Source organism: Photorhabdus sp. S10-54, from assembly GCF_963878145.1.
Lineage (GTDB): Bacteria > Pseudomonadota > Gammaproteobacteria > Enterobacterales > Enterobacteriaceae > Photorhabdus > Photorhabdus kayaii.
The window spans coordinates 12,637-25,908 of the sequence record NZ_CAWNXG010000055.1; the positions used below are offsets into that span (position 1 = coordinate 12,637).

Here is a 13,272-nt window from a genome sequence, read left to right on the forward strand (position 1 = left end):
AGAGTAAAAATGAAAGTTCGTGCTTCCGTCAAGAAATTATGTCGTAACTGTAAAATCGTTAAGCGTAATGGTATCGTTCGCGTGATTTGTAGTGCAGAGCCTAAGCATAAACAACGCCAAGGCTGATAAAATAGCATATTTTTCTTGCAAAGTCGGTTTGAGCTGGCTAAATTAGCCAGCCAATCTTTTTTATATCACAGCAACACTATTTGAGTATCCTGAAAACGGGCTTTTCAGAATGGTGTTGCGGTAAATAAATAATTTAGGAGTGCATAGTGGCCCGTATAGCAGGCATTAACATTCCTGATCAGAAGCATACCGTAATCGCTTTAACATCGATCTACGGAATTGGTAAAACTCGCTCCCAAGCCATTTGTGCTGCGGCGGGTATTGCTGAACATGTTAAGATCAGCGAGCTGTCTGAAGAGCAAATTGATAAGCTGCGTGACGAAGTTGCCAAATACGTTGTAGAAGGCGATTTGCGTCGTGAAGTAACCCTGAGCATCAAACGTCTGATGGATCTTGGTACTTATCGTGGTTTACGTCACCGTCGTGGTCTACCTGTTCGCGGCCAGCGTACTAAGACCAACGCACGTACCCGTAAGGGTCCACGTAAGCCGATCAAGAAATAATCGGGGTATTGTATAATGGCAAAAGCACCTATTCGTGCACGTAAGCGTGTAAGAAAGCAAGTCTCTGACGGTGTGGCTCATATCCATGCTTCTTTCAACAACACCATCGTGACCATTACTGACCGCCAGGGTAATGCCTTGGGTTGGGCAACTGCTGGTGGTTCCGGTTTCCGTGGTTCTCGTAAATCTACTCCGTTTGCAGCTCAGGTTGCAGCAGAGCGCTGTGCTGAAGCAGTGAAAGAATACGGAATTAAGAACCTGGAAGTTATGGTTAAAGGACCTGGTCCTGGCCGCGAGTCAACTATTCGAGCGTTAAATGCGGCAGGTTTCCGCATTACTAACATTACTGATGTGACTCCGATCCCTCATAACGGTTGTCGTCCACCTAAAAAACGTCGCGTTTAATAGCGTTTACTTTTTTAGGTTCGATTGGAGAAAGAAAATGGCAAGATATTTGGGTCCTAAGCTCAAGCTGAGCCGTCGCGAGGGTACAGATCTATTCCTGAAGTCTGGCGTTCGCGCGATTGACACCAAGTGTAAATTAGAACAAGCACCTGGGCAGCATGGCGCACGTAAACCGCGTCTGTCTGACTACGGTGTGCAGTTACGTGAGAAACAAAAAGTTCGTCGTATTTACGGTGTTCTAGAACGTCAATTCCGTAACTATTATAAAGAAGCAACTCGTCTGAAAGGCAACACAGGCGAAAACCTGCTGAGTTTGCTGGAAGGTCGTCTGGACAACGTTGTTTACCGTATGGGTTTCGGGGCGACTCGTGCTGAATCACGCCAAATGGTAAGCCATAAGGCTATCATGGTAAATGGCCGCGTTGTTAACATCGCTTCTTATCAGGTATCCCCGAATGACGTAGTCAGCGTTCGCGAAAAATCGAAAAAGCAGTCTCGTATCAAGGCGGCTTTAGAGCTGGCTGAGCAGCGTGAGAAACCAACTTGGTTGGAGGTTGATGCTGTGAAGATGGAAGGTGTGTTCAAACGTATTCCAGAACGTGCCGATCTGTCTGCTGACATCAACGAACACCTGATCGTCGAGCTTTACTCTAAGTAAAGCTTAGCACCAAAGAGAGGACACAATGCAGGGTTCTGTGACAGAGTTTCTAAAACCGCGCCTGGTTGATATCGAGCAAGTCAGTTCGACGCACGCCAAGGTGACCCTTGAGCCATTAGAGCGTGGTTTTGGCCATACTCTTGGTAACGCACTGCGCCGTATTCTGCTTTCGTCTATGCCGGGTTGTGCGGTGACTGAGGTTGAGATTGATGGTGTACTGCATGAGTACAGCACCAAAGAAGGTGTACAGGAAGATATCCTGGAGATTCTCCTCAACCTGAAAGGGCTGGCGGTAAGAGTTCAGGGAAAAGATGAAGTTATTCTTACCTTGAATAAGTCTGGCATTGGCCCTGTGACTGCAGCCGACATTATCCACGACGGAGATGTCGAAATCGTCAAGCCGCAACATGTAATCTGCCACCTGACTGACGAAACTGCTTCTATAAGCATGCGCATTAAAGTTCAGCGTGGTCGAGGTTATGTGCCGGCTTCTGCCCGGATTCATTCGGAAGAAGATGAGCGCCCTATTGGTCGTTTGTTAGTAGACGCTTGTTATAGCCCAGTAGAGCGTATTGCCTACAATGTTGAAGCAGCGCGTGTAGAACAACGTACCGATTTGGACAAGTTGGTTATCGAGATGGAAACTAACGGTACAATCGATCCTGAAGAGGCGATTCGCCGTGCAGCTACTATTTTGGCTGAACAGCTGGAAGCTTTTGTTGATTTACGTGATGTACGTCAGCCAGAAGTAAAAGAGGAGAAGCCAGAGTTTGATCCGATCCTGCTGCGCCCTGTTGACGATCTGGAATTGACTGTCCGCTCTGCTAACTGTCTTAAGGCAGAAACTATCCACTACATCGGTGATTTGGTACAGCGTACCGAGGTTGAGTTGCTTAAGACACCTAACCTGGGTAAAAAATCTCTTACAGAGATCAAAGACGTACTGGCTTCACGTGGCTTATCTCTGGGCATGCGCTTAGAAAACTGGCCACCAGCAAGTATTGCTGATGAATAACTAGATCACAGGTTAAGGTTTTACTGAGAAGGATAAGGTCATGCGCCATCGTAAGAGTGGTCGTCAATTGAACCGCAACAGCAGCCATCGCCAAGCTATGTTCCGCAATATGGCAGGTTCTTTGGTCCGTCATGAAATCATCAAGACGACTCTGCCTAAAGCGAAAGAACTGCGTCGTGTCGTTGAGCCGCTGATTACTCTTGCCAAGATCGACAGCGTAGCTAATCGTCGTCTGGCATTCGCCCGTACTCGTGACAACGAAATCGTGGCAAAACTGTTTAATGAGCTGGGCCCGCGTTTTGCGAACCGCGCAGGTGGTTACACTCGTATTCTTAAGTGTGGCTTCCGTGCTGGTGACAATGCTCCGATGGCATACATCGAGCTTGTTGACCGTGCTACTGAACCTCAAACAGAAGTTGCGACTACGGAGTAATCTGTAGGGGCATATAAAAGAACCGGGTTTATCCCGGTTTTTTTACGCTTGCATATATGAATCTCTAACTTATTTTTTTTCATCCTGCTATGCTGATATCTCGAACAATGTTATCTATTGTAGGAGATATAAAGATGTATCGTATTGGTCAACTGGCTAAATTAGCGAATGTAACTCCTGATACTGTGCGCTTCTATGAAAAACAAGGAATGATGGAACATCAGAACCGTACTGAAGGAGGGTATAGACTTTATACAGAGCAAGATTTACAGCGCCTTCGGTTTATACGCTATGCTAAGCAATTGGGGTTTACATTGGAAGCTATTACAGAATTATTGTCTATTCGTGTAGATCCAGCCCATCATACTTGTGAAGAGTCAAAGCAAATTGTAGATTCTAGGTTAATGGAAGTGGAGGAAAAACTTCTTGAAATGCGAAAAATGCGTGATTCACTTAAGATGTTAAGTGATGCTTGCTGTGGTAGTTCTCATATAAGTATTTATTGTTCTATTCTTGAAACTTTAGAACAAGGTGCTTTAAATAAGAAATAAGAAATAAGAAATAAGAAATAAGAAATAAGAAATAAGAAATAAGAAATAAGAAATAAGAAATAAGAAATAAGAAATAAGAAATAAGAAATTTTTCTTTATTATTGAAAATTCAGAGAGTACAATCGCTATGTTTGTAGATAAATTAATATGATAGAGGTATATGATGATTACATATCACCATAAGAAAGGTGTAATAAAGGATAATGCTCTAGAAGCTCTATTACGTGATCCACTATTTAAACAACGAGTTGAAAAAAATAAAAAAGGAAAAGGAAGTTACCAGAGGAAAGAAAAACATAGCAAAGCAAGTAGCTGGGAGACCAGTGGTAAGGGGTCATTAGATTCTTTACTACTGGTCTTTTAGTTTAATAGGTCTATTTCCTACTTTTCAGTAAGCTACGAATTTCTAATAATAATTTTGTTTCGGTAATTGGGAGTATCTGATATAATTCCAATTTCCTTTTACTAAATTATCTGTGTATTAGTTTCATTGTGTAGAAAAATAGTGAATGATGGTACGGTGTTCTTTTAAAATCATATCGATGCTGACGTCAGCAGCTAAATTGTCAAAATTACCTTTCATAGTAAATTCATAAACTGATTTAAAAGCTTCATGACACTCTTCTAATTAAAACATACCAAGTTGTATCAGTTATTGTGTTCGAATTATATGACTGATGTATAATGATTTCTTTGGCTTTTAAAGGAAAAAAGGGCTTGGCTGGAATAGTTTCTCTACTTCGGGGACAAATTTCTTATCTGTAATAAACATAATTACATGATCTCCTTGTTCGATCACACTATAATCACTAGCAATAATGACTTCGTCACCGCGAGCTATTGCACTAATTGTAGTGCCTGGTGGTAATTTAATATCACCGACAGTTCGACCAACAACCTTTGACGTATTTTCATCCCCATGAGCAATCGCTTCGATAGCTTCGGCCACTCCACGACGTAATGAGGAAACGCTTACAATATCTGCTTTGCGAACATGGCCTAGCAGAGCGGAAATCGTCGCTTGTTGTGGAGAGATTGCAATATCAATGACACCACCTTGTACTAAATCGACATATGCACCACGTTGAATGAGAACCATGGCTTTTTTAGCACCCATGCGTTTGGCAAGCATTGCAGACATGATATTTGCCTCGTCATCGTTGGTTAGAGCAATAAATACATCAACTTGTTCTATATGTTCTTCAGCTAATAACTCTTGATCGGAGGCATCCCCATAGAAAACAATGGTATCATGTAATAATTCGGCTAGTTCTATAGCTCTTTGCTGATTTCGTTCAATTAATTTAACCCTGTAATCTTTTTCTAGACGTAGTGCAAGACCAGCTCCCACATTACCACCACCTACAATCATAATACGTTTGTAGGGTTTTTCTAAACGTTGAAGCTCACTCATTACAGCACGAATATGTTGTGATGCAGCTACAAAGAAAACTTCGTCACCGGCTTCAATAATTGTAGAACCTTGAGGTCTTATTGGTCGATCCTGACGAAATATTGCTGCAACTCTGGTATTAATATGCGGCATGTGCTCACGAAGTGAGGAAAGTGCATTTCCTACAAGTGAGCCTCCATAATAAGCTTTTACTGCAACAATACTTACTCGGCCTTCGGCAAAGTTAACGACTTGTAAGGCACCAGGATATTGAATTAGTTTATAAATATAATCTATGACAAGTTGTTCTGGTGAAATAAGATAATCAATAGGAATATCATTAGGCAGAAAAAGTTTATCTGCTTCACGAATATATTCTGCTGCGCGTATTCGCGCAACTTTGTTTGGGGTGTTGAATAAGGAGTAAGCAATTTGGCATGCAATCATGTTAGTTTCGTCAGAATTAGTTACAGCAACTAACATATCAGCATCTTCAGCACCAGCTTCTCTTAATACTCTGGGGTAAGAACCATGACCATTGACTACTCTGAGATCGAATTTATCCTGTAGTTGGTGTAGACGGTTGGGATCAGTATCGACTATGGTGATATCGTTATTTTCACCTACCAGATTTTCAGCTAATGTACCGCCAACTTGACCAGCACCAAGAATAATTATTTTCATAGTATTTTCTAACTTATTGCAAACAAATAATTATCTCTATAAATTGTAGAGATATATTACTGTTTAGTTAATCGAGCGTAAAAGAAACCATCACCACCATTTAACTCAGGTATTATTTGTTTTCCCAGACAATCATTTGTCTCTGTTCCCGCGAGTTTTGCATCTGAGTGGCGTTTTAAAAACGAGCTGATTTGCTGGCAATTTTCATCTGGTAGAATAGAACAGGTTGCATATACTAGAGTTCCGTTTTTCTTTAAATATGGCCAGATTGCATCAAGAATCTCAGATTGCAATTGAACTAATTGAGCAATATCTTCCTCGCGGCGTAACCACTTGATATCAGGATGGCGACGGATTACTCCTGTTGCTGAACACGGTGCATCCAAAAGAATGCGGTCGAATTGCAGGTTTTCTGCCCAATGTTCAGGGTGGCGTCCATCACCGGTTTTTACTGTAGCGTGGCAGTTAAGGCGTTGGAGATTTTCTTTTACTCGTTTGATTCTTTGCTCATCAATATCTACCGCTACTACTTGAGATTCTGGTGCTATTTCGAGGATATATGTTGTTTTCCCTCCTGGTGCTGCACAAAGATCGAGAATTTTCTCTCCATTAATGGGTTTTAGTAACTCGACACACTCTTGTGCGGATAAATCTTGGACAGTGACCCAACCTTTATCAAATCCAGGTAATATTGTTACAGGGCAAGGGGAAATTATGCGGATAGCAGAAGGTGATTTGGGCGCTGGTTCTGCATCAATTCCTGATTTATGAAGAAGAGTGAGATATTCATCCCGACTATGGTATATACGATTAACTCGTAACCACATAGGGGGTTTCTTATTATTAGCATAAATAAGTTGTTGCCATTGTTGTGGATAGGCTTTTTGGATTCGAGTTAATAGCCATTCTGGGTGTAAGTGGTGGCTAGGATTATTTTGTGTACATTCCATTAACTGTAGCTGTTGTCTCTGAAATTGGCGAAGAACGCCATTAATTAACCCTTTCAATTGAGAATGCTTCAGAGTTACGGCTCCGTTTACTGTTTCAGCAAGTGCGGCATGGGCTGGAATACGAGTATAGGCAAGTTGGTATATCCCAACCATAAGCAGGTAATGAAGAATACGTTGTTTACCTTTTAATGGTTTTGCCATTAGTTGACCTATTATCCACTCTAGCTGTGGTAATACGCGTAACACTCCGAAAGATAATTCCTGTAATAAGGGTTTGTCTTTATCAGTTATATTTTGTTGCAGTTTGGGTAAGACTGTACTGAGAGATTGTCCTTGATCCAGAACTTGATTGATTGCTTTTGCGGTGATACTTCGCAGATTATATGTGTTTTTCATAGTTAAAAGAGCTGACAAAAGCCAGCATTAAGAGAAAGTTTGTGAGAGAGCTTACAGTATAAAATAGTATTCAGTTGATTTTATTGCCTGGCGTAAACCATTCACGTTTAGAATTAAGTAGATTTGCTGCTGACATTGCTTTTTTACCGGCAGGTTGTAATTGTGTAATGTTCAGAATTCCATCAGCAGTAGCAATATAAATACCTTCTTTGTCTGCTTTTAATACAGTTCCTGGTTCTACCGAAGTTTGTTCTTCAATGGCTTCTGCTTTCCAAACTTTAATAGGTTGTCCTTCCATCTCGAAAAAGCTCATGGGCCAGGGATTAAATGCGCGAATACAACGTTCAAGGTGGGCTGCAGATAGTTCCCAATTTATACGGGCTTCTTCTTTGCTTAGTTTTTCAGCGTAGGTAACCAAATTTTCGTTTTGAGTTTCAGGTTGACTTTTACCTGATATTATTAATGATAATGTTTTGAGTAACGCATCTGGCCCAATATTGGCCAGTTTTTCGTATAAACTGGCACTGGTATCCTCAGGTGTAATAGGGCAGCTTGCTTTATATAGAATGTCACCAGTGTCAAGACCTATATCCATTTGCATTATTGTTACGCCTGTTTCTGTATCACCGGCCCAAAGTGAGCGTTGAATAGGGGCTGCACCTCGCCAACGTGGTAGTAGGGAACCATGTACGTTTAGGCAACCTAATTCTGGAATATTTAAAACGACCTTGGGAAGGATCAATCCATAGGCAACAACGATGAGAACATCAGGTTGTTGTTTTAGAATCCATTGTTGGTTTTCTTCTGAGCGTAAAGTAGCTGGCTGAAAAACGGTGATGTTACGTTCCTCTGCCAGTACCTTTACAGGACTGGGTGTCAGTTTTTTACCTCTTCCTGCCGGTCTATCTGGTTGAGTTAGAACGCCAACCACCTCATGCGGAGACATTAACAAAGCCTCTAGATGGCGTGCTGCAAAATCAGGTGTTCCAGCAAAAACAATACGTAAAGAATCAGACACGTTTATTTCCTGTATTAATATAATTTACTTGGTTCGGGCTTTTTGTTTATCCAGTTTTTCTACTTTCTGGCGTATACGTTGGCGTTTCAGTGGAGATAAGTAATCCACAAAAAGTTTACCAATTAAGTGGTCCATCTCATGCTGAATACAAATTGCGAGTAAGCCATCAGCTTGTAATTCAAATGGTTGGCCATTGTAATCTAGGGCTTTAATTTTGACTTTTTTGGCTCGTGGCACCAGTGCTCGTTGTTCAGGAATAGACAAACAGCCCTCTTCGATCCCCGTTTCACCACTTTTTTCCAGTAATTCTGGGTTGATCAGAACGAGACGCTCATTACGTGTTTCTGATACGTCAATAACAACAATACGCTGATGAATATCAACTTGTGTTGCTGCCAAACCGATACCTTCTTCTGCATACATAGTTTCAAACATATCATCAATGATACGTTGAATCTCTGCATCAACTGTTTCAACAGGCGTTGCAATAGTGCGAAGCCGCTCGTCTGGGTAATGTAATACTTGTAATACTGACATATATGTTTAGATCTGCATCCAAAATGTTAATGGTATTCTATGTCTATTCTAGACATTTCCCGTTTAGATTGACAGTATCGATTGCTAATTGAGCAGTTTAGTTTTGTCCGTCAATCTTAGCTAGGATGACAACATGGAAGCTATGGAAGTATGGTTGCGAATGAAGATGATTTCTCATTTGGCAACAGAGAGAGCAGCAAATGTTGCAGAAAAATTATTATATTCCGGGAGTCGTTATCTCACTGTGTTGAAAGATAGTGGATTATCGCCAGCACAATGTCTGCAATTTACTAAAGTAAATAAAATCTTATTAGCTTCATGCCTTAAGTGGTTGGAACAGCCAGAGCACCATTTATTGACATATTCTCACCCTTCGTATCCACCTCTATTAAAGCAGATACATACCCCTCCGCTTGTGCTTTTTGTGGCAGGAAAACCAGATATTCTTTTAAAGAAGCAGGTGGCGATGGTAGGGAGCAGGACAGCAAGCTATTATGGTGAGAAATGGGGAAGAATTTTTGCAAGTGAACTAGTTGGATATGAGTTAGTTATTGCTAGTGGTTTAGCTATCGGTATTGATGGTATTTGTCACCGAGCTGCATTGGATAGTGGAGGTAAAACAGTAGCTGTATTAGGTAGTGGGCTTGGTCAGATTTATCCTCATAGACACGGATCATTAGCAAAGCAAATTGAGGAGAATGGTGCTCTTGTTTCTGAGTTTTTTCCGGATACTCCACCACGTGCAAAAAACTTTCCTAAAAGAAATCGGATTATCAGTGGATTAAGCTCAGCAGTGATTGTTGTAGAAGCAGGCCAAAATAGTGGCTCGTTAATTACTGCTCGCTGTGCTCTTGAGCAAGGAAGAGATGTATTTGCATTACCAGGGCTTTTGGGGAGTTCAGTGAGCGAAGGCAATCACTGGTTAATAAAACAAGGTGCATATTTAGCTACAAATGCAATGGATATTGTGGAACATGTTTACAGTTCATTACAATGGTTGAATATGGAAAGAGCGGAGGAAGAAATCAAACCGCAGTTTGAGCAAACTGAGTTGCCATTTACTGATGTGCTAGTTAACGTAGGCGCTGAAGTAACACCTGTTGATATTATTGCTCAGCGTTCTTCATTGCCTATAACTGAGGTCATGACAAAGCTCCTTGAGTTGGAATTACTGGGTAAGGTGACTATGGTTGCTGGTGGTTATGTGCGTGTGAGTTAAATTAACTGAATTTCCAGAGTCCTGTTCAACGTCATATGAGAATGAGTTTTTGAGTGAAAATAGTATGGTAAAAATGGTTCCTTTCTCCACTGATGAAACTAAATATTGCCCTGAATGTGGTTCTGTGTTGGTTATGCGTAATGGTATCCATGGCCCATTTCTTGGATGTTCTGGTTATCCATCATGTCAATATATTCGTCCATTAAAAGGGCAAAGTGATGGTCATGTGGTAAAAGAACTTGAAGGGCAGCTATGTCCCGCGTGTGGAGTCAATTTGATTTTGTGCCAAGGGCGTTATGGAATGTTCATTGGCTGTAGTCGTTATCCTGAATGCGAACATACAGAACTAATTGATAAACCGGATGAGACGTTAATATCCTGTCCGCAATGTAAACAAGGACAACTACTCCAAAGGAAATCACGTTTCGGAAAAATTTTCCATGCGTGTAACCGTTACCCTAATTGCCAGTTTGTATTAAATAATAAGCCAATTGAGGGGAAATGTGAGTTTTGTTCTTATTCGTTGTTGGTGGAAAAACGTACATCACAAGGTATAAAGTTATTTTGTGCCAGTAAGTTGTGTGGAAAACGGCAAATAAATTAAGCAGAGTAATAAAATGAGCAATGAAGCATCACCTGCATTTGAGAATGTATTAACTGCATTAAAAGCAGAAAAAGTGATTGCCTATCCGACTGAAGCTGTTTTTGGACTTGGATGTGATCCTGATAGTGAAAAAGCAGTAAATGAACTGCTTATATTAAAGAAGCGTCCTTGGCAGAAAGGGTTGATTCTTATCGCAGATAATTATGAACAATTACAACCATATCTTGATGATAAACTTCTGACAGAAGAGCAAAAAAAAGCTATGTTTGCTTGTTGGCCAGGGCCTGTAACCTGGGTGATTCCTGCCAAATTCAGTGCACCTAAGTGGTTGACAGGGCAATTCACTACCTTGGCTGTCAGAGTTAGTGATCATCCTTTGGTGAAACAGTTATGTACTTTTTATGGGAAACCATTGGTGTCGACCAGTGCAAATTTGAATGGCCTTGAACCATGCAGAACAGCAGAAGAAGTTAGACAACAGTTTGGAGATAAGCTTCCTATATTAAACGGAGGTGTTGGAGGTCGGAAAAACCCTTCAGAAATTCGGGATGCTTTAACTGGTGAGCTTTATCGTCAAGGATAAGGGGAGATAAATATGGATCAATTTGCTGTCTTTGGTAATCCTGTTGCGCATAGTAAATCTCCGCGTATCCATCAGTTATTTGCTAGACAGACAGGTATTGAGCATCGTTATGGAAAAATTCTGGTGCCGATAAGTAAATTTCAAGAGGCATTGGATACATTTCTTAAACAGGGAGGTATAGGAGCCAATATTACTGTGCCATTTAAAGAGCAGGCATTTATTCGGGCAAATGAGTTGACTGAACGGGCAAGACTCAGCGGGGCAGTTAATACTTTGAAATTACTTAATAATAATCAATTGATTGGTGATAACACGGATGGTATAGGGTTATTAACAGATTTGATGCGACTTGGGTTTATCACTCAAGGACAACATATTTTAATCATTGGAGCTGGTGGCGCTGCCAGAGGTGTTTTATTTCCATTATTAGAATTTGGTTGTAAAATTACAATTACAAACCGCACGTTTAGTCGCGCTATACAGGTTGCTAATAATTTTTCGGCAATAGGTAATATTTGGCCTGTTGAGATGAAAGCACTTAATAGTCCTGAGTTTGATCTCATTATCAATGCGACTGCATCTGGTATTAATGGTGAGATTCCTACTATATCTCCATTCATGTTTAATGAGAATTGTGTCTGTTATGATATGTTTTACCAGGCTGATTTGACGCCCTTTATTTCCTTTGCCAAGAAGCATGGTGTTTCTCGTTATGCGGATGGGCTGGGGATGTTAGTGGGGCAAGCTGCTCATTCATTTAAATTATGGCATGGTGTATTGCCTGAAGTTTCACCTGTGTTGCTAACATTGGAACAGGAGTTACATTCGTGAATCAATCTATCCAATTTCCTGATAGAGAAGAGTGGAGTGAGCAAGAGCAGATAGTCGTTTTTCCCGCATTGGTAAATGGATTATTGGTTCAATGTGTTATAAGTGCCAAGGAGCTTTTATACCGTTATGGGACGGAAGATCATCATCCACTAAGCCTTTTTCGACAAAATCGTTGGGATATAGAAGAGGAATTCGAATTAGTAATTAATAACGAGGATGATGATCATTTGGGACGTTACATATTACCTTCCTGCAAATAGTTATTTTTCAAGCTAACGTAATGGCCTGCTGAATAACATAGTCCTTTTAATTCTTCGGGTTTTAGTTTTCTGACCTGGCGGGCAGGGCTGCCAATATAAAGGTACCCACTTTCTAATATCTTGCCTGGGGCTACTAGGCTGCCTGCGCCAATAATAACGTTATCTTCAATCACTGAACCATCAAGTAGGATGGAGCCCATACCGATGAGTACTTGATTACCGATAGTGCAGCCATGAAGTATAACTTTATGCCCGATAGTGACATCATCTCCCACAATTAAAGGAAAACCATCAGGATTGTCTGTTGTTTTGTGTGTCACATGTAATATAGAGCCATCTTGAATGTTAGTACGTGTACCAATAGATACATAATTAACGTCCCCACGGATGACAACTAAAGGCCATATACTGACATCATCAGCAAGTCTAACATCACCAATGATTACACTAGATGAATCTAGCATAACGTTCTGACCAACTTTGGGCTGAATATCAAGGTAACTGCGTAACGTTTCGGACATGTATACCTCTGATGAAAAAATGGAGATTTACTTTAAATAAGATTTTAGTGAGGAAAATACCAGTATGCAATGAAAGAAACTTGTTGAATAGGGCTATGATGGTCGAAAATTTACTCAAAAAGAACAAGGATTCGCCTGTTGATGGTGGGTGTGAAAAAAAAGTATTGTATAAAAATCTGAGCTCCCTATAATGCGCCACCACTGACCGACACAACGCTGATAAACATTGTGAGGTCGGGCAGAGGAAGCGACAATAAGCGCTTGACTCTGCGGGTGAAAAGCGTAGTATACGCAGCCCGGCTGAACGAGAATATCATTTTTTAATTCGGCCTGCTCTTTAACAATTAATCAGACAATCTGTGTGGGCACTCACAAGACCGTATCACAAAAAAATACGTTTTAAAGTCTTGAAGAGTGAACAACAGTTAATTCATTACGAACTAATTAATCAGTGAAATTCTTTGAGCATCAAGCTTTGAATTGAAGAGTTTGATCATGGCTCAGATTGAACGCTGGCGGCAGGCCTAACACATGCAAGTCGGGCGGTAACAGGAAAGCGCTTGCGCTTTTGCTGACGAGCGG

The 13,272-nt window shown here is 40.9% G+C and carries 18 protein-coding genes and 1 rRNA gene; 14 read left to right on the forward strand and 5 right to left on the reverse strand.

What is annotated here, in order from left to right:
- The first annotated feature begins 9 nt into the window (after nt 1-9).
- From rpmJ to AACQ83_RS20900, 8 genes are all read left to right on the forward strand, one after another.
- A complete protein-coding gene (gene rpmJ, locus AACQ83_RS20865) occupies nt 10-126 on the forward strand; it encodes a 50S ribosomal protein L36 (RefSeq protein WP_012768118.1) in 117 nt (38 codons plus the stop codon).
- Nucleotides 127-275: 149 nt separating this feature from the next.
- A complete protein-coding gene (gene rpsM, locus AACQ83_RS20870; RefSeq protein WP_011148774.1) occupies nt 276-632 on the forward strand; it encodes a 30S ribosomal protein S13 in 357 nt (118 codons plus the stop codon).
- A gap of 15 nt (nt 633-647) precedes the next feature.
- Complete coding sequence (rpsK, locus tag AACQ83_RS20875; RefSeq protein WP_002919257.1) at nt 648-1,037, forward strand: 30S ribosomal protein S11; 390 nt, start codon at nt 648-650, stop codon at nt 1,035-1,037.
- A 37-nt stretch (nt 1,038-1,074) separates the two neighbouring features.
- Nucleotides 1,075-1,695, forward strand: a complete 621-nt coding sequence (rpsD, locus tag AACQ83_RS20880) for a 30S ribosomal protein S4 (RefSeq protein ID WP_011148773.1) — start codon at nt 1,075-1,077, stop codon at nt 1,693-1,695.
- A 25-nt stretch (nt 1,696-1,720) separates the two neighbouring features.
- Nucleotides 1,721-2,710, forward strand: coding sequence for a DNA-directed RNA polymerase subunit alpha (locus tag AACQ83_RS20885; protein ID WP_112879446.1), 990 nt, complete (start codon nt 1,721-1,723; stop codon nt 2,708-2,710).
- 40 nt (nt 2,711-2,750) lie between these two features.
- Entirely contained in the window at nt 2,751-3,143 is a 393-nt protein-coding gene (rplQ, locus tag AACQ83_RS20890) for a 50S ribosomal protein L17 (protein WP_112879447.1), read from the forward strand.
- 134 nt (nt 3,144-3,277) lie between these two features.
- Nucleotides 3,278-3,694, forward strand: a complete 417-nt coding sequence (gene zntR / locus AACQ83_RS20895; RefSeq protein ID WP_011148770.1) for a Zn(2+)-responsive transcriptional regulator — start codon at nt 3,278-3,280, stop codon at nt 3,692-3,694.
- Nucleotides 3,695-3,857: 163 nt separating this feature from the next.
- Nucleotides 3,858-4,058 carry an alternative ribosome-rescue factor A gene (locus AACQ83_RS20900; protein ID WP_011148769.1) on the forward strand — a complete coding sequence of 67 codons (201 nt, stop codon included), beginning with the start codon at nt 3,858-3,860 and terminating at the stop codon, nt 4,056-4,058.
- 336 nt (nt 4,059-4,394) lie between these two features.
- Here the strand turns inward: AACQ83_RS20900 and trkA are convergent, their stop codons facing one another.
- From trkA to def, 4 genes are all read right to left on the reverse strand, one after another.
- A complete protein-coding gene (gene trkA, locus AACQ83_RS20905; protein WP_112879448.1) occupies nt 4,395-5,771 on the reverse strand; it encodes a Trk system potassium transporter TrkA in 1,377 nt (458 codons plus the stop codon).
- 56 nt (nt 5,772-5,827) lie between these two features.
- Nucleotides 5,828-7,117: a 16S rRNA (cytosine(967)-C(5))-methyltransferase RsmB gene (gene rsmB / locus AACQ83_RS20910; protein WP_112879449.1), complete on the reverse strand. Its 1,290-nt coding sequence runs from the start codon at nt 7,115-7,117 to the stop codon at nt 5,828-5,830.
- Nucleotides 7,118-7,187: 70 nt separating this feature from the next.
- Nucleotides 7,188-8,135: a methionyl-tRNA formyltransferase gene (gene fmt, locus AACQ83_RS20915; RefSeq protein ID WP_112879450.1), complete on the reverse strand. Its 948-nt coding sequence runs from the start codon at nt 8,133-8,135 to the stop codon at nt 7,188-7,190.
- Between the two features lie 24 nt (nt 8,136-8,159).
- On the reverse strand, nt 8,160-8,672 hold the full coding sequence (gene def / locus AACQ83_RS20920; protein ID WP_112879451.1) for a peptide deformylase: 513 nt from the start codon (nt 8,670-8,672) through the stop codon (nt 8,160-8,162).
- Nucleotides 8,673-8,805: 133 nt separating this feature from the next.
- Between def and dprA the strand changes: the two genes are divergently transcribed.
- From dprA to AACQ83_RS20945, 5 genes are all read left to right on the forward strand, one after another.
- Nucleotides 8,806-9,891 carry a DNA-protecting protein DprA gene (gene dprA, locus AACQ83_RS20925; protein ID WP_112879452.1) on the forward strand — a complete coding sequence of 362 codons (1,086 nt, stop codon included), beginning with the start codon at nt 8,806-8,808 and terminating at the stop codon, nt 9,889-9,891.
- Nucleotides 9,892-9,955: 64 nt separating this feature from the next.
- Nucleotides 9,956-10,495 carry a topoisomerase DNA-binding C4 zinc finger domain-containing protein gene (locus tag AACQ83_RS20930; RefSeq protein ID WP_112879453.1) on the forward strand — a complete coding sequence of 180 codons (540 nt, stop codon included), beginning with the start codon at nt 9,956-9,958 and terminating at the stop codon, nt 10,493-10,495.
- A 13-nt stretch (nt 10,496-10,508) separates the two neighbouring features.
- On the forward strand, nt 10,509-11,078 hold the full coding sequence (tsaC, locus tag AACQ83_RS20935) for an L-threonylcarbamoyladenylate synthase type 1 TsaC (protein WP_112879454.1): 570 nt from the start codon (nt 10,509-10,511) through the stop codon (nt 11,076-11,078).
- A gap of 12 nt (nt 11,079-11,090) precedes the next feature.
- Nucleotides 11,091-11,909 (forward strand): shikimate dehydrogenase, encoded by an 819-nt coding sequence (gene aroE, locus AACQ83_RS20940; RefSeq protein ID WP_112879455.1) that lies wholly within the window; start codon nt 11,091-11,093, stop codon nt 11,907-11,909.
- On the forward strand, nt 11,906-12,169 hold the full coding sequence (locus AACQ83_RS20945) for a DUF1488 family protein (protein WP_112879456.1): 264 nt from the start codon (nt 11,906-11,908) through the stop codon (nt 12,167-12,169). Before aroE ends, AACQ83_RS20945 begins: the two co-directional genes overlap by 4 nt.
- Here the strand turns inward: AACQ83_RS20945 and AACQ83_RS20950 are convergent.
- Nucleotides 12,145-12,690: a gamma carbonic anhydrase family protein gene (locus tag AACQ83_RS20950; protein ID WP_112879457.1), complete on the reverse strand. Its 546-nt coding sequence runs from the start codon at nt 12,688-12,690 to the stop codon at nt 12,145-12,147. The two genes, AACQ83_RS20945 and AACQ83_RS20950, sit on opposite strands and share 25 nt — an antisense overlap.
- Nucleotides 12,691-13,167: 477 nt before the next feature.
- Between AACQ83_RS20950 and AACQ83_RS20955 the strand changes: the two genes are divergently transcribed.
- Nucleotides 13,168-13,272, forward strand: a 16S ribosomal RNA gene (locus tag AACQ83_RS20955); the annotation flags it as partial.

Coding starts and splice junctions, on each gene's coding strand:
- rpmJ (WP_012768118.1), top strand. CDS start 10: ATGAAAGTTCGTGCTTCCGTCAAGAAATTATGTCGTAACTGTAAAATC.
- rpsK (WP_002919257.1), top strand. CDS start 648: ATGGCAAAAGCACCTATTCGTGCACGTAAGCGTGTAAGAAAGCAAGTC.
- rpsD (WP_011148773.1), top strand. CDS start 1,075: ATGGCAAGATATTTGGGTCCTAAGCTCAAGCTGAGCCGTCGCGAGGGT.
- AACQ83_RS20885 (WP_112879446.1), top strand. CDS start 1,721: ATGCAGGGTTCTGTGACAGAGTTTCTAAAACCGCGCCTGGTTGATATC.
- rplQ (WP_112879447.1), top strand. CDS start 2,751: ATGCGCCATCGTAAGAGTGGTCGTCAATTGAACCGCAACAGCAGCCAT.
- zntR (WP_011148770.1), top strand. CDS start 3,278: ATGTATCGTATTGGTCAACTGGCTAAATTAGCGAATGTAACTCCTGAT.
- AACQ83_RS20900 (WP_011148769.1), top strand. CDS start 3,858: ATGATTACATATCACCATAAGAAAGGTGTAATAAAGGATAATGCTCTA.
- trkA (WP_112879448.1), bottom strand. CDS start 5,771: ATGAAAATAATTATTCTTGGTGCTGGTCAAGTTGGCGGTACATTAGCT.
- rsmB (WP_112879449.1), bottom strand. CDS start 7,117: ATGAAAAACACATATAATCTGCGAAGTATCACCGCAAAAGCAATCAAT.
- def (WP_112879451.1), bottom strand. CDS start 8,672: ATGTCAGTATTACAAGTATTACATTACCCAGACGAGCGGCTTCGCACT.
- dprA (WP_112879452.1), top strand. CDS start 8,806: ATGGAAGCTATGGAAGTATGGTTGCGAATGAAGATGATTTCTCATTTG.
- AACQ83_RS20930 (WP_112879453.1), top strand. CDS start 9,956: ATGGTAAAAATGGTTCCTTTCTCCACTGATGAAACTAAATATTGCCCT.
- tsaC (WP_112879454.1), top strand. CDS start 10,509: ATGAGCAATGAAGCATCACCTGCATTTGAGAATGTATTAACTGCATTA.
- aroE (WP_112879455.1), top strand. CDS start 11,091: ATGGATCAATTTGCTGTCTTTGGTAATCCTGTTGCGCATAGTAAATCT.
- AACQ83_RS20950 (WP_112879457.1), bottom strand. CDS start 12,690: ATGTCCGAAACGTTACGCAGTTACCTTGATATTCAGCCCAAAGTTGGT.